The organism is Exiguobacterium sp. K1 (assembly GCF_033721435.1).
GTDB classification, from domain to species: Bacteria; Bacillota; Bacilli; order Exiguobacteriales; family Exiguobacteriaceae; genus Exiguobacterium_A; species Exiguobacterium_A artemiae.
This window is the reverse complement of the sequence record NZ_JAOTIT010000001.1, coordinates 569,045-591,833: the sequence shown is the minus strand read 5'-3', so window position 1 is coordinate 591,833 and position 22,789 is coordinate 569,045. Positions and strand designations below refer to the sequence as shown.

23 protein-coding genes are annotated in these 22,789 nt (G+C 45.3%); 10 read left to right on the top strand and 13 right to left on the bottom strand.

Going from position 1 to position 22,789, the window contains the following annotated elements; translation table 11 throughout:
- Window positions 1-80: 80 nt before the first annotated feature.
- Window positions 81-278 (bottom strand): hypothetical protein, encoded by a 198-nt coding sequence (locus tag N7U64_RS02945; RefSeq protein WP_012370601.1) that lies wholly within the window; start codon window positions 276-278, stop codon window positions 81-83.
- A 149-nt stretch (window positions 279-427) separates the two neighbouring features.
- Here N7U64_RS02945 and N7U64_RS02940 point away from each other — a divergent pair, with 149 nt between their 5' ends.
- Together N7U64_RS02940 and putP are read left to right on the top strand one after the other, a co-directional pair.
- The gene (locus N7U64_RS02940) at window positions 428-1,606 is read left to right on the top strand and encodes a PatB family C-S lyase (RefSeq protein WP_318928433.1); all 1,179 of its coding nucleotides are present in this window, start codon (window positions 428-430) and stop codon (window positions 1,604-1,606) included.
- 338 nt (window positions 1,607-1,944) lie between these two features.
- The gene (gene putP / locus N7U64_RS02935) at window positions 1,945-3,417 is read left to right on the top strand and encodes a sodium/proline symporter PutP (RefSeq protein WP_318928432.1); all 1,473 of its coding nucleotides are present in this window, start codon (window positions 1,945-1,947) and stop codon (window positions 3,415-3,417) included.
- Window positions 3,418-3,471: 54 nt separating this feature from the next.
- Here the strand turns inward: putP and N7U64_RS02930 are convergent, their stop codons facing one another.
- Window positions 3,472-4,254: a class I SAM-dependent methyltransferase gene (locus tag N7U64_RS02930; protein WP_041261962.1), complete on the bottom strand. Its 783-nt coding sequence runs from the start codon at window positions 4,252-4,254 to the stop codon at window positions 3,472-3,474.
- 57 nt (window positions 4,255-4,311) lie between these two features.
- A complete protein-coding gene (locus tag N7U64_RS02925) occupies window positions 4,312-4,626 on the bottom strand; it encodes a hypothetical protein (RefSeq protein WP_012370605.1) in 315 nt (104 codons plus the stop codon).
- A gap of 204 nt (window positions 4,627-4,830) precedes the next feature.
- Between N7U64_RS02925 and N7U64_RS02920 the strand changes: the two genes are divergently transcribed.
- The 3 genes from N7U64_RS02920 (at window position 4,831) to N7U64_RS02910 (ending at window position 6,542) form a co-directional block, all read left to right on the top strand.
- On the top strand, window positions 4,831-5,310 hold the full coding sequence (locus tag N7U64_RS02920; RefSeq protein ID WP_318928428.1) for a GNAT family N-acetyltransferase: 480 nt from the start codon (window positions 4,831-4,833) through the stop codon (window positions 5,308-5,310).
- Window positions 5,311-5,405: 95 nt separating this feature from the next.
- Window positions 5,406-6,104, top strand: coding sequence for a queuosine precursor transporter (locus tag N7U64_RS02915; RefSeq protein WP_290828612.1), 699 nt, complete (start codon window positions 5,406-5,408; stop codon window positions 6,102-6,104).
- Between the two features lie 81 nt (window positions 6,105-6,185).
- Window positions 6,186-6,542, top strand: coding sequence for a PilZ domain-containing protein (locus tag N7U64_RS02910; RefSeq protein WP_318928426.1), 357 nt, complete (start codon window positions 6,186-6,188; stop codon window positions 6,540-6,542).
- A 129-nt stretch (window positions 6,543-6,671) separates the two neighbouring features.
- Here N7U64_RS02910 and N7U64_RS02905 read toward each other — a convergent pair whose 3' ends face one another.
- Window positions 6,672-8,345 carry an alpha-glucosidase gene (locus tag N7U64_RS02905; RefSeq protein ID WP_318928425.1) on the bottom strand — a complete coding sequence of 558 codons (1,674 nt, stop codon included), beginning with the start codon at window positions 8,343-8,345 and terminating at the stop codon, window positions 6,672-6,674.
- A gap of 210 nt (window positions 8,346-8,555) precedes the next feature.
- Between N7U64_RS02905 and N7U64_RS02900 the strand changes: the two genes are divergently transcribed.
- From N7U64_RS02900 to N7U64_RS02890, 3 genes are read left to right on the top strand one after another with little or no spacing between them, the layout of a single operon-like run.
- A complete protein-coding gene (locus N7U64_RS02900) occupies window positions 8,556-9,173 on the top strand; it encodes a hypothetical protein (protein WP_318928424.1) in 618 nt (205 codons plus the stop codon).
- A gap of 58 nt (window positions 9,174-9,231) precedes the next feature.
- On the top strand, window positions 9,232-10,026 hold the full coding sequence (locus tag N7U64_RS02895) for a thymidylate synthase (RefSeq protein WP_318928423.1): 795 nt from the start codon (window positions 9,232-9,234) through the stop codon (window positions 10,024-10,026).
- Entirely contained in the window at window positions 10,023-10,508 is a 486-nt protein-coding gene (locus N7U64_RS02890; protein WP_318928421.1) for a dihydrofolate reductase, read from the top strand. The genes N7U64_RS02895 and N7U64_RS02890 overlap by 4 nt, the downstream gene beginning before the upstream one ends.
- A gap of 76 nt (window positions 10,509-10,584) precedes the next feature.
- Here N7U64_RS02890 and N7U64_RS02885 read toward each other — a convergent pair whose 3' ends face one another.
- Both N7U64_RS02885 and fumC read right to left on the bottom strand, forming a co-directional pair.
- Window positions 10,585-12,105: a GGDEF domain-containing protein gene (locus N7U64_RS02885; protein ID WP_318928419.1), complete on the bottom strand. Its 1,521-nt coding sequence runs from the start codon at window positions 12,103-12,105 to the stop codon at window positions 10,585-10,587.
- A gap of 78 nt (window positions 12,106-12,183) precedes the next feature.
- Window positions 12,184-13,578 (bottom strand): class II fumarate hydratase, encoded by a 1,395-nt coding sequence (gene fumC, locus N7U64_RS02880; RefSeq protein ID WP_290828626.1) that lies wholly within the window; start codon window positions 13,576-13,578, stop codon window positions 12,184-12,186.
- Window positions 13,579-13,694: 116 nt separating this feature from the next.
- Between fumC and N7U64_RS02875 the strand changes: the two genes are divergently transcribed.
- Window positions 13,695-15,002 carry a hemolysin family protein gene (locus N7U64_RS02875; protein ID WP_318928417.1) on the top strand — a complete coding sequence of 436 codons (1,308 nt, stop codon included), beginning with the start codon at window positions 13,695-13,697 and terminating at the stop codon, window positions 15,000-15,002.
- 37 nt (window positions 15,003-15,039) lie between these two features.
- Here the strand turns inward: N7U64_RS02875 and N7U64_RS02870 are convergent, their stop codons facing one another.
- Genes N7U64_RS02870 through N7U64_RS02860 form a run of 3 tightly spaced genes read right to left on the bottom strand, consistent with a single transcriptional unit; the run spans window position 15,040 to window position 17,592 of the window.
- Window positions 15,040-15,438, bottom strand: a complete 399-nt coding sequence (locus tag N7U64_RS02870) for a ribonuclease HI family protein (RefSeq protein WP_318928415.1) — start codon at window positions 15,436-15,438, stop codon at window positions 15,040-15,042.
- Window positions 15,431-16,390, bottom strand: coding sequence for a CobW family GTP-binding protein (locus N7U64_RS02865; RefSeq protein ID WP_318928413.1), 960 nt, complete (start codon window positions 16,388-16,390; stop codon window positions 15,431-15,433). The genes N7U64_RS02870 and N7U64_RS02865 overlap by 8 nt, the downstream gene beginning before the upstream one ends.
- A gap of 11 nt (window positions 16,391-16,401) precedes the next feature.
- A complete protein-coding gene (locus N7U64_RS02860; RefSeq protein WP_318928411.1) occupies window positions 16,402-17,592 on the bottom strand; it encodes an HD domain-containing protein in 1,191 nt (396 codons plus the stop codon).
- 147 nt (window positions 17,593-17,739) lie between these two features.
- Between N7U64_RS02860 and N7U64_RS02855 the strand changes: the two genes are divergently transcribed.
- Window positions 17,740-18,222 (top strand): hypothetical protein, encoded by a 483-nt coding sequence (locus N7U64_RS02855; protein WP_318928409.1) that lies wholly within the window; start codon window positions 17,740-17,742, stop codon window positions 18,220-18,222.
- A 259-nt stretch (window positions 18,223-18,481) separates the two neighbouring features.
- Here N7U64_RS02855 and N7U64_RS02850 read toward each other — a convergent pair whose 3' ends face one another.
- The 4 genes from N7U64_RS02850 to N7U64_RS02835 all read right to left on the bottom strand — a co-directional run bounded on the left by N7U64_RS02850 (window position 18,482) and on the right by N7U64_RS02835 (window position 22,706).
- A complete protein-coding gene (locus N7U64_RS02850; protein ID WP_413230423.1) occupies window positions 18,482-19,063 on the bottom strand; it encodes a deoxycytidylate deaminase in 582 nt (193 codons plus the stop codon).
- 64 nt (window positions 19,064-19,127) lie between these two features.
- On the bottom strand, window positions 19,128-20,348 hold the full coding sequence (locus tag N7U64_RS02845; RefSeq protein WP_290828640.1) for a toxic anion resistance protein: 1,221 nt from the start codon (window positions 20,346-20,348) through the stop codon (window positions 19,128-19,130).
- On the bottom strand, window positions 20,335-21,081 hold the full coding sequence (locus tag N7U64_RS02840; RefSeq protein ID WP_012370622.1) for a 5-bromo-4-chloroindolyl phosphate hydrolysis family protein: 747 nt from the start codon (window positions 21,079-21,081) through the stop codon (window positions 20,335-20,337). Before N7U64_RS02840 ends, N7U64_RS02845 begins: the two co-directional genes overlap by 14 nt.
- A 278-nt stretch (window positions 21,082-21,359) precedes the next feature.
- Window positions 21,360-22,706, bottom strand: a complete 1,347-nt coding sequence (locus N7U64_RS02835) for a sodium-dependent transporter (protein WP_318928405.1) — start codon at window positions 22,704-22,706, stop codon at window positions 21,360-21,362.
- Window positions 22,707-22,789: the final 83 nt, after the last annotated feature.

Here is a 22,789-nt window from a genome sequence, read left to right as displayed (position 1 = left end):
AATATGAAATTCAACTTTTTCACAAATATAGAAAAAAAGCGGTTAGAGGAACCCTTTCCCCTAACCGTTTTGATGATACATTAAAGGACTGTTTTAGTTAATGAGTTATCAAAGACAATCAGCACAGAATAATGTTCATCCGCTTTCGATGCGACGAATGTCGAGAATTTGAGTGTGATGATTGAATTTGAACCGACACCGTTTTCCTCAAAGAATTGGTTAAGTCGTTCTTCGAGTTCTTCTGGTGATCGTCCTACTAACACTTTTGAATGTAACATAAAATCCACCCCGTCCTTTTTTTTGTGTACGATATTGAGTTTTCCCATGGGCTCATTTTTTAAAACCTCTATTTTTCCAGCTTGCCGAAATAAGAGGCATTCGGTACTGTGAAGATATGGTAACTTTTTTAGAGAAAGGACTGATCAGAATGAATGAGCATATGTTCGATGAAATTTTGGAAAAAAGACAAACCGGTTCCGTCAAATGGGATGGTTTGAAACAGTTGTTCGGATCGGATGAACTAATTCCGATGTGGGTTGCGGATATGGACGTCCGCCCAGCCGACTCCATTACGAAAGCCTTGACAAGACGGGCTGCAAGCGGCAATTTCGGCTATTCCCTGTTTGAAGAAGAAGCAAAATACGCGATTCAGCATTGGTTTGAAAAACGTTACAATCAATCGGTGGATCCGGCGACGATTCTTTATTCGAACGGTGTTGTGCCCGCCCTCGCACACAGTGTACTGGCCTTGACCGAGGAAAACGACGAAATCATCATCCAGACTCCGGTCTATCCGCCTTTCCATCATGTCATCGAAGCAAATGGACGACGTTTAATTGAAAATCCGCTCCGCTTGCAAAATGACCGGTATGAGATCGACTTTTCCATGCTGGAACAGCAAATGAAGACCGCCCGCATGATTATTTTATGTAATCCGCATAATCCAACCGGCCGTGTATTCAGTTACGATGAATTGCAACGGCTCGTTACACTCGCTAAACAGTATGGTGTCTTTGTTTTATCGGACGAAATCCATGCAGACCTGCTGTTTTCCGAAGCAATCCATCATCCGATCATTGCCTTTGATTATGATCAGGTGATATTAGTCAGTGCCCCGTCTAAAACATTTAATATCCCGGGGCTGTATGCGTCTTATCTGATCGTACCGAATGCCGACTTGCGGCTCAAAATCGAGCAGGTACAGCAGGCAAACTTTGTCCATCCGAATGCTTTTGCAGCAACGGCCATCATTGCTGCTTATACCGATCCCGACAGTGAAGAATGGTTACGGGAGTTGCTACTTTATCTTGAGGAAAACCGAAACCATGCCGTCGAGCGGATTCAAACAGAAATGCCACGTCTCACTGTCGTTGTACCGGACGCGACCTTTTTGCTTTGGATTGACTGCCGAGCACTTCCGTTTGATTCGAAGGAACGGGCGGACTGGTTAGTAGAACAGGCCGGTCTCGCCTTGACGCACGGACAACCATTCGGAAAAAATGCTTCAGCCTTTGAGCGATTGAACTTCGGATGCCCGCGCAGTCAATTGGACGAAGCACTCAATCGTCTTCGAACGGCTTATAAAGCGATTGTCTTTACGGATTAATGTTGATTTAACCCGCGATTCAAGTGACGTGAAAGTCACTTGAATCGCTTTTTTTTGCAAACAAATTTTTAATCATACCGCTTTTAACACTTTTATAGATTTCAACGCTTTTTCTTTCGTATTACGTTCACAAGACGAAAGTTTGAAAATTTAAACTTTAACAGGGACGAAAACCGTCCCAACCCCTTGATGGACGAGGGCTGACGCCGCTTTTAACGACTTTGTGAAGACTTGCGTTGTTGTTTTAGACCTTGTAACGTGGGGAACAAATCGATTGTGCTTATTTTGACAAAGATATGAACAGCGCAAAAAAAGTTGAAATTGGAGGATTTATTGTTATGACGCAAGAATGGATTTCTATCAGCTTGTATCTGGTCATGATGCTTGCTATCGGTTACATTGCCTACAAGCGAACGACAAACACAGAAGATTATATGTTAGGCGGTCGGGATTTAGGACCCGGTGTTACGGCTCTATCCGCTGGAGCATCCGACATGAGTGGTTGGATGTTGATGGGATTACCTGGTGCCATGTATGCCACTGGCGTATCCGCTTTATGGCTTGCTTTAGGATTACTGATCGGATGTTACGTGAACTACCTGATTTTAGCGCCACGTTTTCGTCTCTACACGGAAATGGCAAATGACTCGATTACGATTCCCGATTTCTTAGAAAATCGTTTTAAAGATACATCACGTGTCTTACGGACGGTTTCAGCAGTCGTCATTATCGTATTCTTCACGTTCTACACATCAGCTGGTATCGTATCCGGCGGGAAATTGTTTGAAAGCTCATTCGGCTTTGATTACCACTATGGTATGCTCTTGACGATTGCGGTCGTTGTCGCCTACACATTGTTTGGCGGTTTTCTCGCAGTCAGTTGGACCGACTTCGTCCAGGGTTGTATCATGTTCATCGCGCTTGTTCTAGTACCAATCGTCGCGTTGACAGATGTCGGCGGGATTGACGGGGCCTACAGCTACGCTGAAAACTTAGACCCTACTTTGTTTGATCCATTGAAAGGAACGACATTCCTCGGAATCATCGGATTCCTCGCATGGGGACTTGGTTACTTCGGACAACCGCACATCATTGTTCGTTTTATGGCCATTCGTTCAGTCAAAGACTTGAAAAATGCACGTCGGATCGGCATCGGTTGGATGTTTATCTCGATTCTTGGTGCCATGATGACAGGACTTGTCGGAATTGCTTACTTTGAAGGACAAGGCAACGGTCTAGGTGATCCGGAGACGGTCTTTATCCGCTTCTCTGACGTCCTGTTCCACCCGTATATCACTGGATTCCTGATGGCAGCGATTCTTGCTGCAATCATGTCGACGATTTCGTCCCAGTTGCTCGTCACATCAAGTGCCTTAACAGAAGATTTTTATAAAACGTTCTTAAACAAAAAAGCGACGGATAAACAGTTAGTCTTAACAGGACGTATTGCCGTCCTAGTCATCGCTGTCATCGGTTCCATATTAGCCTGGAACCCGTCAGCTACGATTTTATCACTCGTCGGTTATGCATGGGCCGGTTTTGGTTCGGCCTTTGGTCCAATCATTCTGCTTTCGCTCTATTGGAAACGGATGACGAAACAAGGAGCACTTGCCGGTATGTTATCCGGTGCCATTACGGTTATTGCCTGGGTACAGCTCGGACTCAGCGATACATTGTACGAAATGGTACCCGGTTTCTTTACCAGCTTACTCTTTACTGTCGTTGTCAGCCTCTTGACGAAGCAACCGGTTGAATCGGTTCAAGATACATTTGACGATATGGAAGAAGAATTAAAAGAAGCCATCGAATAATTTGAAGCAACAGATAAAACCCCTTTGAGTCTGACTCAGAGGGGTTTCTTGCCGTCATAATTCAAGAACACCATAGTGCAGCTTGGATGACTTTCGTTTCGTACGCTCAAATCCGTACCGTTCAAAGAGATCACTCTCAAAATGAGCTTTTAAGACGATTCTTTGTCGCGCGACACGCTTCGCTTCAGCTAACACATGTTCTGTCAACGGTTCATAGTTTGCCAATTGCCGTAATCCGTCTAGATGTGTGGATTCCGAAATCGTTTTTTCAAACATCGGATCAAAATAAATCACATCCACCGAATTACTCGTGCATTGTTTGAGGTATGTGAAGTGTTCCGTCAGTTGAACGTTAATCCGACGCATCGCCTCAACGATTGGCGAATATCCTTCAATCCACTGCCGCAACCCTTCCCGGACGATCAGTGCCGTGACCGGATTACTCTCTATACCGGTGACCTGACCTGACCGGCCGACCGCATGACTCATGATGATTGCATCCGCTCCTAAACCTAACGTACAATCAAGGACTGTCATCCCCTCTTGCAATCGGGCAATCGCAATCAAGGGGTCATGACCGTCGCGGTCGAATTGTTTGATCCGAAAAACCGCACTAGACGGATGAAAGAAAAAGGAACTGTCCGTTCCTGACGGATAGTACTCCAACCGGTTTTTATCCACGACAAGAACGGGTAGCTGATGTTGCTCGTGAAGTGCCGGCAGACTCATTTTTTTTCGTTCTACGACAGCAAAGTCGATGTTTTGTTCTGTTTCAAAAAGTTGTTGTCTTCTGATCTTCACATCCTCTGTCGGTCTTAAGCATGTCGTCAAGATCACTTTTTGTTTATCCAATCCGTTTCACTCCCAGAAAAAAATAAGCTAGCCTGCGCCAGCTTATTTCTTTTTCTTCAATAACCCTTCGATGTCTTCGATGAGTGCTTTTTTAGAAATCAAATCTTCTTGTTTTTCTTGTTCGACTTTAGCATCGACAGTCGTCCGTTGTAATAACGCCTGCAACGTCTCGTCAATACTTGATTTCAAATGATCGCGATCTTCTTTATTTAAGGCAAGATCGTGACGGACTTCGTCCCCTTGTTCGTCAAGTTGGCGTAACCGCTCCGTCAATTGTTTCGCTTCCCGATTCAAATCAGAATATAAGCGTTCGATTTGTTCTAAACGTAATTTGATTCCATCGCGTTCTGTGAACACATTTTCCAACCCCTTCCAGCATACAGATGTCTACATCATTACTTTACCATATTCATCATGAAATGAAACAATCACAATCCGTTTACAACTTGCTTTTTCGCTCTTCCGGGTGCGAGATTCCTTCCGGCTATCTTTTGCAATTTGTTTCCTCAAGTCGCTATAATAAATGAGCAGAGTGAAATGCGATCAGAGGAGGACACCGTCATGGATTTAAAACGTCGAACACTACGTCATGTAGATCAGACTGAATTCGAACATTTTTTAAAGTACGGCGAACAGGCTTACGGATTATCTCGTCAGGAAATTCAAGGGTACGACCATGAGCTAGGAACCGAACGTGCCTTCGATTCTGTCGAACACAGTTATGCCGAAGATTTCTACTATGATATTCTCGTCGACGAACAGTTGATCGGTCGCGTACTCTTATTAAAGATGGGGCATTATTTCCAACTTGATTTGATGGTATTCGATCCTTACAGTAGACAAGGTTTTGGAACAAAGGCGGTAAAACAGGCACTCGAGCAGTCAAACGTATTGGCTCTTTACGAAGTGCGTGCCCGTATCCTGCCGACCTCTCCCCATCAAGAGATCGCTTCTAAGATTTTAGAGACGAACGGATTCGTCAAACAGAATGATTACTTCAGCAAGGGTCGTCGTAAACGTTACTCCTTGCAACGCCCTTGAAATTCGACCGACGCAATCAGGCGTCGGTTTTTTTTGACATCAAACTAAAAACAGCGTAAAATCTTGGTTTGTATGATTCAGAAAGGAGTTCTCACATGAACGAATGGTTATGGTTTCCTTCCATTTTAATTACGATGGGATTATTATTACTCAGTTATCGTCTATTTGGCAAAACCGGTCTGATGATGTGGATTGCCATCGCAACGATCATTGCCAATATCCAAGTCACACAACAAGTCGAACTTTATTCTTATATTTTCACATTAGGTAACGTCGTGTACGGAAGCTGTTACTTGGCGACCGACATCTTAAATGAAAAGTACGGGAAGAAAGTCGCGCGTCAAGGTGTCTATATGGGCTTTTTCTCATTGATTACGACAACGTTATTGATGCAATACAGTTTACTGTATACGCCGCTCAATGACACACTCGCAAAAGACATGTCAAACTCATTGAACCTTCTATTCGGGTTGCTTCCTTGGATTGCGCTCGGCAGCCTGTCCGCCTACCTTGTCTCACAATTGTTTGATGTCTTTATCTATTCAAAAATCCGTCAGAAGACGGGTGAAAAGAAACTTTGGTTACGTACCACTGGTTCGACTGTCCTCAGTCAATTGATTGATACATTAACGTTTTGTGCAATCGCCTTTCACAGTTTACCCTTTGATATCTGGTGGCAGATTTTCATCACCACTTATCTCGCTAAATTCGTCATTGCCTGGGTCGCGACTCCTTTCATGTATATTGCCAAACGGATTCATCCGACGGCTCCTTCGAAAGATTTGGCCGCATAATGCAATCACCTTCCTGATTTTCAACATTTCGCTAGAAGATTGTTCTCTTTTAACGGATAATGGAAGTCAGGAGGTGTTCATTTGAAAATTAAACGCAATGAATCGTTCCGGTATCAGTTTGATCAACCGGTTTCCGGTGAATTCTATCTTGTCAAAGAGGGACGGCGGACACCGGTCGGATCGATGAAAATTCATAATCTCTCCCCGAGTGGCATGGCGATTGCAACACCGCTGAAACTGCCGATTGATCGTTCGATGTCAATCGTCGTTGAATTTTCTCTTATATCCGGTCTCGAACCTTTGAAGCTGAACGGACGGATTTTACATGAAAAATGGATTGATGACCAGCGTTTGTACGGCATCCGGCTCGAAACGATGAAAGAGGAACAACAACAGATTATCGATACGATCAAACAATTCGTCAAAACGACGTCTTGAATGACTCGTGTTTTACTTAGAACAAGAAGGATACGTTCTCTTTTTTTAGAAGGAGCGGACTTCAACGATTAAAAATAAGGGTGACGGATATCATGTCCGCCACCCTTATTTTTAATCGTTTTTCTGATTTTATCGTGTCGTCCGGTAGACGATTGCTTCATACGGTCGAAGGACCAACTCTTCTTTTGATCCTGCCGGTGATTCATTGTAATTTCCAATGACCGGATCAGAAGTATCGTGAGACAGTGGAACAGTTACTTCTTCCTGACTGAATGAGCAGTAAATGTACCATGTTTCATTTTCATATGTTCTTGTGTACGCATAGATGTCCGTTTCCTCTTCTAAAATCAAGGCATATTCACCATATACGATTACATCGTGCTGATGACGTAACGCAATCAACTGTTTGTAGTAATAGAAGATGGAACCCGGATCCGCCAAGGCCTGTTCGACATTGATGGTCGGATAGTTCGGATTAACTTTTAACCAGGGTGTACCCGTCGTAAATCCGCCATGCTCCGTCGCATCCCATTGAATGGGTGTCCGGGCATTGTCCCGTCCTTTAACATGGACAGCACGCAATAACTCTGCTGGTGAAGCCCCTTGCTCGGTCCGTTCTTTCCACATATTACGGATTTCGATATCCTCATAGTCCTCAATCGATTCAAAGGCAACGTTCGTCATGCCGATTTCTTCCCCTTGATAAATGTAGGGAGTTCCTTTTAACAAGTGGAGTAAGGTCGCTAACATTTTAGCGGATTCGACGCGATACGTCGTATCATTTCCGAATCGGCTGACAACGCGTGGCTGGTCGTGATTATTCCAGTACAGCGAGTTCCACCCTTTTTCGTGTAAGGCGACTTGCCATTTCGTGAAGTTTTCTTTCAGTTTCTGAAGGTCAAAGGGTTTTACATCCCATTTTCCGCCCGGACCGGAATCCAAGTCCATATGTTCGAACGTAAAGACCATGTTGACTTCTTTGCGTTCCGGATCTGTATAAAGAATGGCGTCGTCAGTCGTCGCCCCCGGCATTTCACCAACCGTCAAGACATCGTAATTACCGAAAGAAGCGTCATTCATTTCTTTTAAAAACTCATGAATTCTTGGTCCGTTAATATAATGTTGTCCGCCGTCCCCGTATAGAGCACCGGGAGGAACCGTCGCATCCGGAAGACCGGGTGTCTTCGAAATTAAGTTGATGACGTCCATTCGGAAGCCGTCAATCCCGCGATCCAACCAGCGCGTAATCATCTGATAGACTTCTTGACGCAGCTTTTCGTTTTCCCAGTTCAGATCAGGTTGCTTTTTAGAAAACAGGTGCAAGTAATATTCGTTTGTCGTCTCATCCAGTTCCCAAGCCGGTCCGGAAAAAATCGAGCCCCAGTTGTTCGGGAGCGTCCCGTCTTCATTGGCGCTTCTCCAAATGTAATAGTCCCGGTATGGATTGTCCTTACTCTTTCGTGACTCTGCAAACCAGGCGTGCTCGTCCGACGAATGGTTGACGACCAGATCCATTACGATTTTGATTCCCCGCTCATGCGCCTGGTCGAGCAGAAGATCAAAGTCTGCCATCGTTCCGAATTCGCTCATGATGGCTTCATAATCCCTAATATCATATCCGTTATCATCATTTGGTGAGTCATAGACCGGACTCAGCCAAATAACATCAATTCCAAGTTCTTTTAAGTAATCCAGTTTTTCAATGATACCGACGAGATCCCCGATTCCGTCTCCGTTTGAATCATTGAAACTCCGCGGATAAATTTGATAGACCACACTGTCATGCCACCATTTACGTTCCATGTGATTGATCGACTCCTCTTGTGAACAATTTGCGCAATCGATTGCGCATTTAATAAAAGCGCTTCCATTTATTTCATCGTTAGCGTATCACGAATCTTGTAATCAGGACAAGAAGATTCCCTTGTACGCAATCAGGTATACTGGACCTATCGTTTCACGTTTGAATTTTTCCGTTTGAGGAAAATGATTTAAGAGAGGAGGCGTACCAACATGTATCGTCGTTATTTATTATTTCTTGTCTGGGCTGTCGCCATCATCTTTATACTGTTGTTCGGGAATAACAGAGTTTTCCCGTCCGGTTTTCTCCTGTCCTTTTTACGATTCGATCAAAGCCAATTTGATACGTCTGCGCTCAGTTTATTTTCATTACTCGGGATCTATCCTGCAGCCTTTTTCATGCTCTTCTTGGATGAAAAACGCTTCTTGAAACCTTCACCGATGTTGGCCAGTTTCGGCGCATTCGCATTAGGCTCTTTTATTCTGATGCCGTATCTCGCCCTGGCAATTCCCCGTCAAACGTTTTTACCGTTTCGGCGCCGGAAGTTCATTCCTTATGTTGTCGCCGTGTTAGCCGTTCTGTCGGCAATTATCATCTGGTTGGCTTTGGCACGTTCTGACTGGAGCATTTTTGGAGTTTATTTCATGACAAATCAATTCGTTCGGACGATGACCGTCGATGTGGTGATGTTTTATATTTTACAGTTGTTTATGTTACACCGTATTCGGGCGCGCGAGAATACTCGGCTCGGTTGGCGAGACCTCGTGCCATTGTTCGGACTGTTCAGTTATTTGTTCCGCCGTCATCTTCCGACTTCCTCCAACGGTTGATTCGACCGAACGGATTCGGCTACAATAGGAAGATAGCTTTCATAGGGGGACATTATTCATGAAACAGTATCATCAACTTTGTCAGGAAATTTTAACGAACGGCGTAAAAAAAGAAGATCGGACGGGAACCGGAACCATCAGTATTTTTGGTCATCAAATGCGGTTCCCGTTACAGGATGGTTTTCCGATGATAACGACAAAAAAGTTACATATGAAATCGATCATTCATGAATTGATCTGGTTTATCTCCGGTGAAACGAATATCTCTTATTTACAAGAGAACGGTGTCCGTATTTGGAACGAGTGGGCGGATGAAGACGGTAATCTCGGACCGGTTTACGGTGCTCAGTGGCGTTCTTTCCCGAAACCGGATGGAACGACCGTCGATCAATTAGCAGATGTGATTGAACAGATCAAAGTCAATCCGGACTCCCGTCGTTTGATTGTCAGTGCCTGGAATCCCGGACAACTGGAGGAGATGGCCTTACCGCCTTGCCATCTGTTGTTCCAGTTTTACGTAGCAGACGGAAAACTGTCTTGTCAGCTCTATCAGCGGTCGGCGGACGTCTTCCTCGGAGTCCCGTTCAATATTGCTTCCTATGCTTTGTTGACGCACATGATTGCTCATGTCTGTAAACTTGAAGTCGGCGATTTTGTTCATACTTTAGGAGATGCCCATATTTATTCGAACCATCTGGATCAAGTGAATCTCCAGTTGAGTCGAAATCCGAAACCTTTGCCGACGATTCGATTTGCCCGTGAAGTCGAGCGCATTGAAGACTTTACGTTTGACGATATCATTATCGAAGGCTACGACCCTGATCCGCACATTAAAGGAGTCGTCGCCGTATGATTTCGCATATCGTTGCCTATACAAAAAACCGGGTCATTGGACGGGATAACGAAATGCCTTGGCACTTGCCGGCTGATTTAGCCCATTTCAAGAAAACGACTTACGGTAAACCGGTTATCATGGGTCGAAAAACCTTTCTGTCAATCGGACGGCCATTACCGGGACGCGAAAATATCGTCATCACACGTGATCCGGACTTTCATGCGGAAGGCATTACCATTTGGCATGACTTAGACAGACTGGCGGATTACGCGGAGTCGGACGAGGAGGTCTTTTTGATTGGCGGCGGCGAATTGTTCCAGCAGACTCTCCCTCTTATCGAGCGGATTTATGCGACGGAAATCGATGCCCACATCGAAGGGGATGTTTACTATCCCGTTCTTCCTGATCATTTCGTTTGCTCCTCCGAAACGTATCACCCTGTGGATACGCAACATGCAGAGGCTTTTACGATTAAGCAATTTGATCGTGTTCTTGAATAAACATCATTCGATTGACGTTTCAAGCAAAAGCATCCCGACTTCCAAGAAGTCAGGATGCTTTTTTAATTCGGTCTTTTTAAGGCAGACGAATCACCCATTGGCGAATTTGCTCTTCCAACTGATGGGAATCAAGCGGAGATAAACAATAATCCGTAACGCCGCGTTCCAGCGCCTGTCCCAGCAGTTGATTTTCTTCATCGGCAATCGCAATCACGTCAATGAGGGCCTCCCGTGCCTGCTTCCACTGCTTAACTAGCTTAAAATCTGACGTTGCCAGTCGTTCGAGCGGCATTACGTAAAGCTCAATCGCGCCAGTTGTTTTTTGATCGTCAGCTACGAGATTAAAATCGTATTTCGGATGAAACGGTAACTCCATCCGTGAAAGAGATGGCAGTAACGTCTTTTCGACCTTAATGACGACCTCTAGCTTCTCCTTGGCAGTTGCCATCGCGTACAGGATGACCTGGTTCCGTCCGTTTCGCTTGGCTTGATAGAGGGCTTCGTCTGCTTCAGACGTCATCTCTTCTAGATCCATCAGAGCATCATCAATAATCGTTAATCCGATTGAAACCGTTACTTTCAACCCGTTTGGAAAGGTATGACGTTCAATTCGTGCCCGAACCCTTTCCATCATCTCTGCGGCATGTTTCGAATTGTCTGCACTAAACAGCACCATAAATTCTTCACCCCCGAAGCGAATCAATTCGTCGTCTTGTCGGAGAGCTTGTTTCGTCAAAGCTGCCAGTTCAGTCAACACAAGATCACCTGTTGGATGTCCATGCAAATCATTGATTCGTTTGAAGTGGTCTAAATCGAAAATGGCCAGAGCAAACAGCTGATGATCACGTTCCAACCGCGATGTCCGTCTCCGGTAAGCATTTTGAAGATATTTTCGGTTGAAGGCACCTGTTAACTCATCAACTAACATCGATGAAGACACGGCACGTAATTTCCGCAGCAACCGCTGAAGGCGAATCTTACGTTCGTCGATCCCTACCGTCTCATCCCAGTAATCATCTGCTCCAAGTGCATAACACATCTGACGGACAGTCGGGTCATTCGGACCAATCAAAATCAGCGGAATGAACGCGGTTTCCAATTTTTTAATCAACTTCTTCAGCAATGCATCTTCTGTCATGCGAATGATTTCGTAATCAATCAGCATCGCATCGACATGCAAATCGTATCCGACTTCCAGTGTATCTTCGATTGAACCGAAAAAACGTGTCATGTATTTTTCGTGCTCCAGTGCTTTTTTCCATTGAATGTTATCCAAAAACCGTTTCGTGACCGAAAGAATCATTTCCTTGCGCACGACTTTCTTCCGTCCCCGTTCTGACAAATGATCGATGACCGGTGCGAGCAGCTTCACGATTTGTTCATGCGTGACTTCTTCCGCTGCCCCGTTCAATTCACTTCCCCAGCCTGCTGTCTGCCGCTCCAAGAAATTTGCTTGATCATATTCGCTGAATCGGTTCAGCCATTGTGCGAAAACAAGCAACTCCGATTTCGGAACCGTATCCATCCGGAGTAAACGTTCGACCATCAGAATCGTCTGATTGATTTGTTTTTCAATTTGTTGTTTGGTTGTTTCCACGTGTCTTCCCTCTCTTTCTATACAGCCGAAATCATCCGTTCGACTGAAAAGAAAACGAGGGAAGACCCTCGTTTTCGATTATGCTTTTAAGTTCGGATGAACCATGTCCGCCGGAACGATCCATTGATCGTATTGTTCTTCTGTCAATAAACCGGTGGCAAGTGCCGCCTCTTTTAAAGTTGTACCCTCTTTGTGCGCAGCTTTAGCAATCCGAGCTGCATTTTCATACCCGATATGCGGATTGAGTGCCGTGACAAGCATTAAGGAACGTTCGACGTTCTCGGCGATGACAGTCCGCTCCGGCTCGATTCCGATGGCACAGTGATCATTAAACGACTGAAGGGCATCCGTCAATAACCGAACCGACTGGATGTAGTTATACATGATGACCGGCTTAAAGACATTGAGTTCAAAGTTCCCTTGACTTGCAGCAAATCCGATCGTCGCATCATTTCCAAGAACTTGAGCAGCGACCATCGTCAACGCTTCGCTTTGTGTCGGATTGACTTTTCCGGGCATGATCGAACTTCCCGGTTCATTTTCCGGAATCGTAATCTCACCGATTCCGGCACGCGGACCGGATGCAAGCCAGCGGACGTCGTTGGCGATTTTCATCGCATCCATCGCAAGTGCCTTGATGGCTCCGTGGGAAAAGACGAGTTGATCATGGCTCGTCAGGGCATGGAACTTATTTTCTGCGCTGACAAACGATTTCCCGGTTTCTTCACTCATTTTTTCAGCTGCCCGGTCCCCGAATTCCGGATGGGCATTGATGCCCGTACCGACAGCCGTTCCGCCGATTGCCAGTTCCGTCAACGGTTCCAGTGTCAATTCAATCATTTTTTTCGAAAGCTGTAACATACGGACCCAGCCGCTGATTTCCTGACCCAGTGTAATCGGTGTTGCGTCCTGTAAGTGGGTCCGGCCGATTTTGACGATGTCTGAGAAGGCTTTGGCTTTCTCGTCAAGCGTTGCGTGGATCGCATCGATTGCCGGCAACAGTTGATCGATGACAATCGTCTTCGCCGCAATATGCATCGCCGTCGGATATGTATCGTTTGAACTTTGTGATTTATTGACATCATCATTCGGATGGATGACCTTGTCACTTCCCCGCTCGGCAAGTTTCCGTGTTGCGACCCGGGCAACCACTTCGTTGACGTTCATGTTCGACTGTGTGCCGGAACCCGTCTGCCAAACGACCAGTGGAAATTCTGCGTCGAACTGTCCGGCGATGATTTCGTCACAGACTTCCGCAATCACTTCCGCTTTCTCTTGATCCAAAACCCCTAGATCACGATTGGCTAATGCTGCGCCCTTTTTCAGAACGGCGAATGCCCGAATGATTTCGATTGGCATCTTTTCCGTACCGATCTTAAAGTTTTCCAGACTGCGTTGTGTTTGTGCTCCCCATTCCTGTGCTTCCGGGACACGAATTTCCCCCATCGTGTCATGTTCTAAACGGTATTCCATAATCATTTCCCCCTTTATCTGCTGATACATTAATAGTTTAACGGAAACCGTCACGAATGGGAATGATAGAGGCCGGTTTGGGGAATAGTTTGTTATCGAAAAGGAGTGAATGCTTGATGTGGTTGATCAATTTAACAATTGTTTTACTTTTAATTTTGGCGAATGGGGTCTTTGCGATGACGGAACTGGCTTTACTGTCCTCCAAAAAATCCAAGCTGCAACAATATGCCGACGACGGAAAAAAATCCGCTCAAATCGCTCTCGACTTTTTGGAACGTCCGACGGATTTGCTGTCGACGGTTCAAGTCGGTATTACCTTAATCGGCATCATCAACGGAGCCTTTGGCGGTGCTGCTTTATCCGCTCCGTTGATTGACTGGCTCGCCGGTTTTGAGTGGCTGGCACCTTACGCCAGTACGATCGGCTATGTCGTCGTCGTCACGATCATCACTTATTTATCGCTTGTCGTCGGTGAACTGGTCCCAAAACGAATTGCCCTTGTCAGTCCGGAGCGTGTCACGATGCTTCTGGCACAACCGATGCGGATATTCTCAAGTGTCTTAAAGCCGTTCATCTTCATCTTGAGTAAGTCAACAAGCGTTATTTTCCGGATGATCGGACTCGACCGGCTGCAAATGGAAGACGAGACGGAAGATGAAGTCAAACAGTTGTTGATTCGCGGGACAAAAGAAGGGACGTTCGCAACGTCAGAGGCAGAACAAGTCTCGCGTGTATTCGCGTTTCACGATCAGTTGGCATATGAATTGATGGAACCGCGTACGGTGACGGAATGGATTGATTTGACGGATTCATCCGACGAGATCTTGGCTGATTTACGAAGTGCAAAACACCGGAATCTTCCTGTCGGTCACGGTGATTTGGATCACTTCGTCGGATACATCGATGCCAAGGAAATTCTCGCTGCCGAGCAACCGATTGCTGTCATCGAGTCCATGATTCACACTCCGCTTATCGTCCCGAAACAATTGCAAGCGACTGTCCTGCTCGAACGGATGCGCAAGGAAACGGTTTCCATTGCCTTTGTACTCGATGAATATGGCGGTTTTTTGGGAATGATTACATTATTTGATATCTTGGAAGCATTTGTCGGTGAAATCTCGACGGTCGAAGAGGAACCGGAACTTGTCCAGCGGACGGATGGATCATATTTAGCAGACGGCTTACTGCATATCGATGATTTAAAACGGGTACTCGATATTAAAACAGAGTTACCTGGCGAAGCAAAAAATAGTTATCATACGGTCGCCGGGCTCGTCTTATATCTGCTCGGCGAGTTTCCGGTCCGCGGAAGTCACGTGACGAGCAATGGTTATCGTTTCGAGGTGGTTGACTTGGATGGTCGGCGGATTGATCAAATTTTAGTCGAACGACTGGAAGATCCGGTCGATGAGACGTCTCTATGAAAAAACTGACCGGATCTGTGCGATCCGGTCAGTTTTCTTATTCATATTCATTTAAAGCATCTTTTGCCACACGATCGGCTTTATTTTCCGACCGTGGAATCCATTTGACGAATGCAAGCGGTAACCGGGAAAATTGTTCGAATGCCGGATCAAAATAAATTTGAATCCGTTTGTTTTTGGCAAATTCGCGTTCGACTGCCAACGAAACAGCTTCTGAATCCGTCCGGAAGGAAAACACGCTTTCTCCTTGTACGGCTAATTCTTCCGCTAATTCCACTGCTTTTAAAAATGCCTGAAATTCAGCTTCGTGATTATTTTCAGCCGTAATCCGAAACGTCCGTTCAATGACCTGACCTTCTGAATTTTTGCAGAAAATACCGACTGCCGCATCATCATTCGAGGGACGGACCGCTCCGTCAAAATACAACTCAACCATGTTCTCTCGCCGCCTTTACACCTTTTCGAATCGCTTGTTCATCCAGATTTTTTCCGATGAAGACCAGCGTTGTTTGTTTGGACCCTTCAAATTCACCGCGTGTTGCCGTTCCGTAAATCATGCCTGTTCCTTGTAAAATGGTTTTCCGATCCGTATCCGAAAAATGAAGAATGCCTTTATACCGGTATAAATCTTCCGCATACGCCTCAAGAATTTCTCGCAGGACAGCACCGAAACGTTGCCGATGCAACGGGACTGGTTCTGTAATCGTTAACGCAGTAAAGGAATCGGCCGCCTTCTGCAAGCCGTCCGTTTGTTGAGCCAATCGTTCTTCTTCCTGTTTCGGAAAATGGAATGTTTCAAATAACTGTTCGATCGGTGTTTCGGACTCGACCGTCGGTAAAATTAACGCCGTTGGGTTCAGTTCGGATAAACGTTTGAGAGCAACCGTCACATCATTCTCCGAAATTAAATCCGTTTTGTTCAGCAACAAAGTATCAGCAAACCCGATTTGGCGGACGTTTTCTTCAAATGTTAACTGCCGCTCCAGTTGATAAGCATCGACGACCGTAATGACACTTGATATTTGATACTGCTGTTCAACCGCCGGTTCAAAATAGAACGTCTGTAAAATTGGACCCGGATCGGCAATCCCTGTTGTTTCCACAATCAAACGATCAAATGTCATTTCACCATGCCGTCTTTTTTTCGCAATCCGAAGTAACGCATCCCGCAAGTCACCGCGAATGGAGCAACAGATGCAACCGTTCGTCAGTTCGATGACTTCTTCGTCACTTCGCTCGATCAAGGCTTCATCGATGTTGACGGCACCGACTTCGTTGACGAGTAATGCTACTTTTTCAATCGGATTCGAAACAATCCGGTTTAATAATGTCGTTTTCCCTGCCCCTAAAAAGCCGGTGACAAGGGTCGTTTGAATACGTTCAGACATAGGTTCACTCCTTATGTTAACTGCGACTGGCGCCATTTTTCTTTCCGCGCATCGAGTAAATCGATGGCATGCAAATACCAGGCGTCTGTTGTCTGCGGTGTGACGCTTGATCCCCACTCTTTTTTGCCGTGGTGGGATAGAATCATATGCATCAACCGGTGATATTGATTGACCGGGAGACGGACGGCTTCTGCTTGGAGTGCTTGTTCCAGGACAAAACATCCGTACGGCATATGACCGACCAACACACCGTTCGGATCTAAAGCGATTCCGGATAATTGTTCACTGGCTGGTTCTGTTTGGACCAAACGGGAAAAACGGTCACCGCTTGCTCCAAGGTGGGTATATTCAAAGATTTTTCCGATATCGTGCAATAAAATACCCAACAGTAACTCATCCTGGTGCGGTCGTTCGTCCAACAGGGCAATCGACCGGGCCGACTGGTACAAAGCATCAAAGCTGTCATCCCAGGCAAATTGGCGCATGTCCCGTTCACCCGCTTGGAATAAATCATTTTTATGATCCGCTTCGGCTTCCTGAATACATTGTAACAGCGTCAAATCAGGTCGTTCCGATTGACAAATCCCAAAACCGATCGTCATCATACACGCTGTATGCTTTAACAATCCACCGATATAGGCATGATGGTGATACAAGGCTGCCGGACGGGTCGAAAAATCGTCCCAATAGGCGGCTACCACCCGATGTGCCACTTGCCGGAGCGGTGCCTCCATTTTTTCAACCAGTCCGATCAATTGATCACGGTAGTCTTGTGCGGATTCACCTGCTGGCATTTGCGGTAAATAGGCGGTACCCGATTGATCGTGCACAGCTTTCACCCGCTGGACCGTTAAAGATTTGTTTCCGGAATCAACGGGATATTCATCTACCTTGGCCGAGACATGAACGATTCCGGTTTCAAGATACGGACGCATCGCCTCTTCTGCTGTTCCCTGGTTCAACCATTGTTTCCCTTTGCAGGAACCACTTGGAGAGTTGAAGGTGAACTGTAACCATTCACGACCTGTCTGACTTGTTTTAATTTCAGCCGATGCGACAAGCAAGGTTTCTTCCACCTGTTCTCCAGGAACATGGTTCGAGATCAGAAAGCCGGTCGTCTTCTCAGTTCCGCCGACCGGATAGTCTTCTCCGCTGTAAACCGGTAATTCAAGCTCGGGAATCGCTTTAAATAATCGAATCATCGTCAACACTCCTCTCATTTACTCTGCCTCTCATGATAACAAATCTTCCTGATTCCTGCATATGCTAAAACATTCATTGTAAGCGCTTCATTTATGATTTAAAATGACAAGTGAAGACAAATTATCCATGATAAGGAGGATTACCGGATGATTTTTTCATTATCGACTTGTTATGACACTGTTCAAGCTTCAGAACTGGAGCCGGAACAAACTATTGTCACTCGTGAACAGCTTCGTCAAGCCGTTTCGGTTTATGATCCGCTTGCTCTGAAAAATCCTTGTTTATTACATCAACTCATTGATCAAGAAATGATCTTAGCATGCCGACAAGTGGAGGCACTTGGTTTATCACTTGAAGCAGCCCCTGTTAAGCTGTTGATTGTCTCGTCATTTAATCCGGGTGCCGGCTTTGATACGGTAGAAATCGATCGCATGTCCCATGAGACATTAAAACGGCAACTCGCAACGAACGATGTCGTTTTCTCACGGTTCATCCAGCAACTGTTTCTTCATCAAACACAACCCGACATTCTCTGTCAACGTTTGATGACCGTGTTAGCCGGCGCGACGGCGAAAAAAGTACGTGTTCGAGCCGAGCGCCTTCAAACTTCCTGGGCCATCCTGCATTAAGCATACAAAAAGTCCTGACTCAAATGAGTCAGGACTTTTTTTCAACGACCTGGCATTCCAGCTCCTTGATGGACATTTCTAATGAAAATGCGGCATTCCGCTTCGTCATATTCTATATACATCATTGCAGAATATTGGAAATATGTCAATTTATTTTTCAAAAAAAAGTGGGATAACTTCTTCTGAAGTTATCCCGAATGGAAGAGTGAATAATTACCATGGCAATGCTTAATTTCATAATACAATGCAATGGAAGCGTTTACAAGTCTTTATCGAAAATTCTTTCAAGAAAATATTCTTCTGTTAACGGACGATGAAGAACTTCGATCCCGCTTTGACGCATCAGTGTCAAACCATCCCCGTATTCGTAGCCTGTTGAATAGACGACACGATCGATCTTCGAGGCGATCAAGGCTAAGCTGCAGGCATGACAGGGACTGTGTGTCACATAGGCTGTCGCATGGCGGGCGCTCGTCGAGTCGGCCGCAAGTTTTCCGAGTGCATTGATTTCAGCATGAATCTCGTTCATCTTCGACCATTCATGGTGTTCTTCTTGGTTGTCACAGCGGTAAAATACTTGACCGTTATGTACGATTGACAAGGCATCTGTCTTTCGCTGTTGTCCTTCGGCTTCTGCTTTATACAGAATGTTGTCCTGCTTTAAATAGATTTCATTACAATTCACGTGCTGACTCGGTGTTCCATTGATTCCGATCGATATCGGTTTCTCATCTTTGACGATGACACAGGCAACTGACTTTGACGCACACTTTGAATGGCGATCCGCCATCATCCGTGCAAACAAAAGCCAGGTCGTATCCCATTGATGTTGTTTTTTCATCATAACGTTCTCCCCCTGAATAACTATTTTAAAAAAACCACTAAGGAACACATAAATGTGTTCCTTAGTAAGGGCGGTTTGGTAATTCGCGATTTTTTGAAGCCACTTCCATGACTTTTTGCTTCAATTCATTTTCCATTCGTTCAAGCTCGTGTTCCGCATCACGACGTTTTTGTTTTCCGTCCTGTTGAATGCGAAGCGTTTCATCCAACGTTTCGATCAGGTTTTGATGCGCCACTTTCAAGGACTCAACAGACACGATTCCTTTTTCGTTTTCTTCTGCAATTTCGATCGATGAATCTTTGAGCAGTCGTGAATTTTGTTCCAACAATTGATTCGTCGTATTCGTGACGTCTTTTTGCATCTGCAGGGCTGTTTTTTGCCGCGACAGACTGAGCGAGAGAACGACTTGGTTTTTCCAAAGTGGAATCGTATTGACGACCGCTGATTCAATCTTCTCCGCTAAAATTTGATTGTTTTGTTGAATGACACGAATTTGTGGAGCCATTTGTAAACTAATTGTCCGTGACAGTTTTAAGTCATGGATTTTCTTTTCAAATCGATCAGCGAGCTGAATCATGTCATTGAGTTCCTGTATCCGCGTCTGATCCTGTGACCGTTCGACTTCCATACGTAACGGTTCGATTTCATGTTCTCTGACATGTGCAATCTTTGTTTCCCCTGCAGCGATGTAGAGGTTCAGTTCTTCGAAGTACCGTTTATTTTTTTGATACATCTGATCAAGCAGCGTGATGTCCTTCATCAAACCGAATTTTGAACGATCCAGATTATGAACGACTTCTTCCAGGTAAGCACTCATTTTTTCGTACTGTAAAAAGTACGTCTCTGCTTTTTTCTTCGCCCGGCCGATGACCGGAACATTGGACCAGAAACTTTTTTTTTCCTGTAATGTATCCGGATCCATCTGACGGACCCGTTGCATTAAATCCGACAAAAGTTTGCCGGCATCGCCGCCGTCTTTCATTTTCACTTCACTCAACACTTGATCTGAAAACTGTGACAATTCGCGTTGAACCGGTGCCCCGTACTGCATGACGGCATCTGATTTGTTTAAATCGATGACTTGGAGCAACCGTTCAATTTTTTGGCGTTGTTCTGCCGGAACGTCACTCGGGATCATGTCTTCGACCGGCCGGACCGGTGCAGCCGGACGGGATGTCGCTTCCGCAAGGTTCAAGTCAACGGACGGATCCGAAATTGTCGGTTGTGTCGTTGATTCTTCTTCCGGCCATTGTTGCCAACTGTTGTTATCAGAATGGGTCATGTTTATAACTCTCCTCCTGTTTTCGTTGTTCTGACTCTTGTGCCAAAACCTTTTCAATCGTTAACAATTCACGTTCTAAGTCTACTGTATCGCCTTCTAACAACAACGATTGCTGTTGTTTTAACTTCTCGGCGATCAGTTTCAGATTGGATTGCAACTGTTCCCGTGTGTCAAGTTGAACTTGCGCTCCTCGCCGTTCGAGATCCGCAAACTTTTCTGAAATCGAGAGCAGCGAATCCAGATAAAATGTAAAGAAATCACGGACTTTTTTGACTTCACGCGGCGCCGTGAACAATTCTTCAAACAGGACATGGGCTTCCCGGGAAACAATCCGCATTTCAGAGCGGACTTCACTATCCCGGATCGCCGGAATGATTTTATCGAAGGATTGAAGTTTAGCAAATCCTTCTTCGACCGTCCGCTGTAAGACCTGAAGCTCTAAATCATCCGTTTCATCGAACCTTCGCGTTGCTTGTTCCGGTTTTAAGATGACACTTCCGACAAACTCATCTTCATCATCAAGCAACAATTTCTTTTTCACATTTTTTCGTTTTAATTCCGTTGATTTCCGTTCAGTCCGATACCGTTTTCCCGGTTTCGCACGATAACCGCTCCAAATGAACCAGAGACCCAGTGCAATGAAAATGCCGGAAAAATTCAAGGCATCCGCCACTTGAAGAAATACGAACATTAGACCGATGGAACCAAAGATCCACCATGTAGAAGACTTCACCTCATCACCACCCCTTTTGATTGTTTCTTCTATTCTGTCTTCACTGTCTGCACTTTAATTATTTGTTACTTATATCTTACCATTACGCATCATATAACAAAAAGTTTCCCGTTTTAGAGAAATGTTAGTCCTCTCTATTTCTTATTTCACCTTAATCTATCGAGCATGACATCCGTCTCAAGTTTGATTTCTGCCATCATACCGGCAACCAAAAAAAGTCCGTCCGCAAAACGCTGCAGACGAACTTTTTATTATGATCTGTCACTATCCTTTTCTTTTTAAGAACCAAACAGCGGCCAAATCAAGATAATCAAAATGGCGAGCGGACTCAAATAACAAATACTGAAACGCCAGAACGGAAGAAGCCATTTCATCAGCGGACTTGTGACAAGTTCTTGTTCGACTAGAGCACGGTCCAATTTAAATCCGGCAAAAAATGAAATCAACAAGGCACCAATCGGCATCAGGAGATTGGAAACGGTAAAGTCCATCCAGTCAAAAACCGTTTTATCCATCCATGTGATGTCAGATGCCATACCAAATGATAGAGCTGATGGAATACCGATTACCCCGATTAATATCGTGGCAATAATCGTATTTCGTTTTTTATCCCGGAACGTAGCGGTTTCTTTCCGGTCCGTAATAGCGGACACCACCACTTCAAGCATCGCAATAGAGGAAGTGATCGATGCGAATGCGAACAAGAGGAAGAACAGGATCAAAAACAACGATCCGAATTGAATTTGACTAAACACCGTCGGCAAGACGATGAACAATAACGAAGGGCCTTCCGCCGGATCGAGACCGGATGCGAAAACAGCCGGGAAAATGGCGAATCCTGCAAGCAAGGAGACGACCACATTCAACGACACGATCCAGATCGCGGAACGATTGATTTGTCCCCGTTCCTTCATGTACGAAGCATAAGTCAGCATCGCTGATACGCCTAACGATAAAGAAAAGAACGCTTGCCCTAACGCACTAAGGACCGATGTCCGGTTCAGGGCCGAGAAGTCAGGTTCGATGAAGAAGCGGACTCCCGCGCCTGCTCCTTCGAGCGTCAACGAACGAACGACAAGAACGATGAAACAGAGGAAAAGTAAAGGCATCATGATTTTACTCATTTTTTCAATACCGGCCTGCACTCCGCGTAAGACAATCACACACGTAATAATCAGAAAAATTAACTGTCCCGTAATGGCATAACCGGGCGAACCGGAGACTGTCGCAAATAATTCACCCAAGTCCGATCCATTCATCGACGTTAAATTTCCGGAAAACCCTAGCACGATATAGATGAGAACCCAGCCGCCGATGACACTGTAGAATGAGAGCAACAAAAAACACGCGATAACACCGAGCCAACCAATAAACGTATATTTTTTATGACCAAGCTCTGAAAAAGCGCGTAAGGCGGTTTTGCCACTCGTCCGCCCGATTAAGAATTCGGCAATCAATACCGGTAATCCGAGCAAAAGCGTAAAGGCCAAAAATAATAATAAAAATGCCCCGCCTCCGTTTGTTCCCGTTGTGTATGGGAACTTCCAAATTGCGCCCAGCCCGATCGCTGATCCAGCTGCCGCCAAAATAAATCCAATCTTTGAAGCCCATGCATTTCCCTTCATGTGCTCACCCTCCTTTTCAAAAATACTTTTCCATTGTACAAAAGTTCATCCAGGAAGTCATCCTTTATCAAACATTTTCTTTA

Coding starts and splice junctions, on each gene's coding strand:
- N7U64_RS02945 (WP_012370601.1), bottom strand. CDS start 278: ATGTTACATTCAAAAGTGTTAGTAGGACGATCACCAGAAGAACTCGAA.
- N7U64_RS02940 (WP_318928433.1), top strand. CDS start 428: ATGAATGAGCATATGTTCGATGAAATTTTGGAAAAAAGACAAACCGGT.
- putP (WP_318928432.1), top strand. CDS start 1,945: ATGACGCAAGAATGGATTTCTATCAGCTTGTATCTGGTCATGATGCTT.
- N7U64_RS02920 (WP_318928428.1), top strand. CDS start 4,831: ATGGATTTAAAACGTCGAACACTACGTCATGTAGATCAGACTGAATTC.
- N7U64_RS02915 (WP_290828612.1), top strand. CDS start 5,406: ATGAACGAATGGTTATGGTTTCCTTCCATTTTAATTACGATGGGATTA.
- N7U64_RS02905 (WP_318928425.1), bottom strand. CDS start 8,345: ATGGAACGTAAATGGTGGCATGACAGTGTGGTCTATCAAATTTATCCG.
- N7U64_RS02900 (WP_318928424.1), top strand. CDS start 8,556: ATGTATCGTCGTTATTTATTATTTCTTGTCTGGGCTGTCGCCATCATC.
- N7U64_RS02895 (WP_318928423.1), top strand. CDS start 9,232: ATGAAACAGTATCATCAACTTTGTCAGGAAATTTTAACGAACGGCGTA.
- N7U64_RS02890 (WP_318928421.1), top strand. CDS start 10,023: ATGATTTCGCATATCGTTGCCTATACAAAAAACCGGGTCATTGGACGG.
- fumC (WP_290828626.1), bottom strand. CDS start 13,578: ATGGAATACCGTTTAGAACATGACACGATGGGGGAAATTCGTGTCCCG.
- N7U64_RS02875 (WP_318928417.1), top strand. CDS start 13,695: ATGTGGTTGATCAATTTAACAATTGTTTTACTTTTAATTTTGGCGAAT.
- N7U64_RS02870 (WP_318928415.1), bottom strand. CDS start 15,438: ATGGTTGAGTTGTATTTTGACGGAGCGGTCCGTCCCTCGAATGATGAT.
- N7U64_RS02865 (WP_318928413.1), bottom strand. CDS start 16,390: ATGTCTGAACGTATTCAAACGACCCTTGTCACCGGCTTTTTAGGGGCA.
- N7U64_RS02860 (WP_318928411.1), bottom strand. CDS start 17,592: ATGATTCGATTATTTAAAGCGATTCCCGAGCTTGAATTACCGGTTTAC.
- N7U64_RS02855 (WP_318928409.1), top strand. CDS start 17,740: ATGATTTTTTCATTATCGACTTGTTATGACACTGTTCAAGCTTCAGAA.
- N7U64_RS02850 (WP_413230423.1), bottom strand. CDS start 19,063: ATGAAAAAACAACATCAATGGGATACGACCTGGCTTTTGTTTGCACGG.
- N7U64_RS02845 (WP_290828640.1), bottom strand. CDS start 20,348: ATGACCCATTCTGATAACAACAGTTGGCAACAATGGCCGGAAGAAGAA.
- N7U64_RS02835 (WP_318928405.1), bottom strand. CDS start 22,706: ATGAAGGGAAATGCATGGGCTTCAAAGATTGGATTTATTTTGGCGGCA.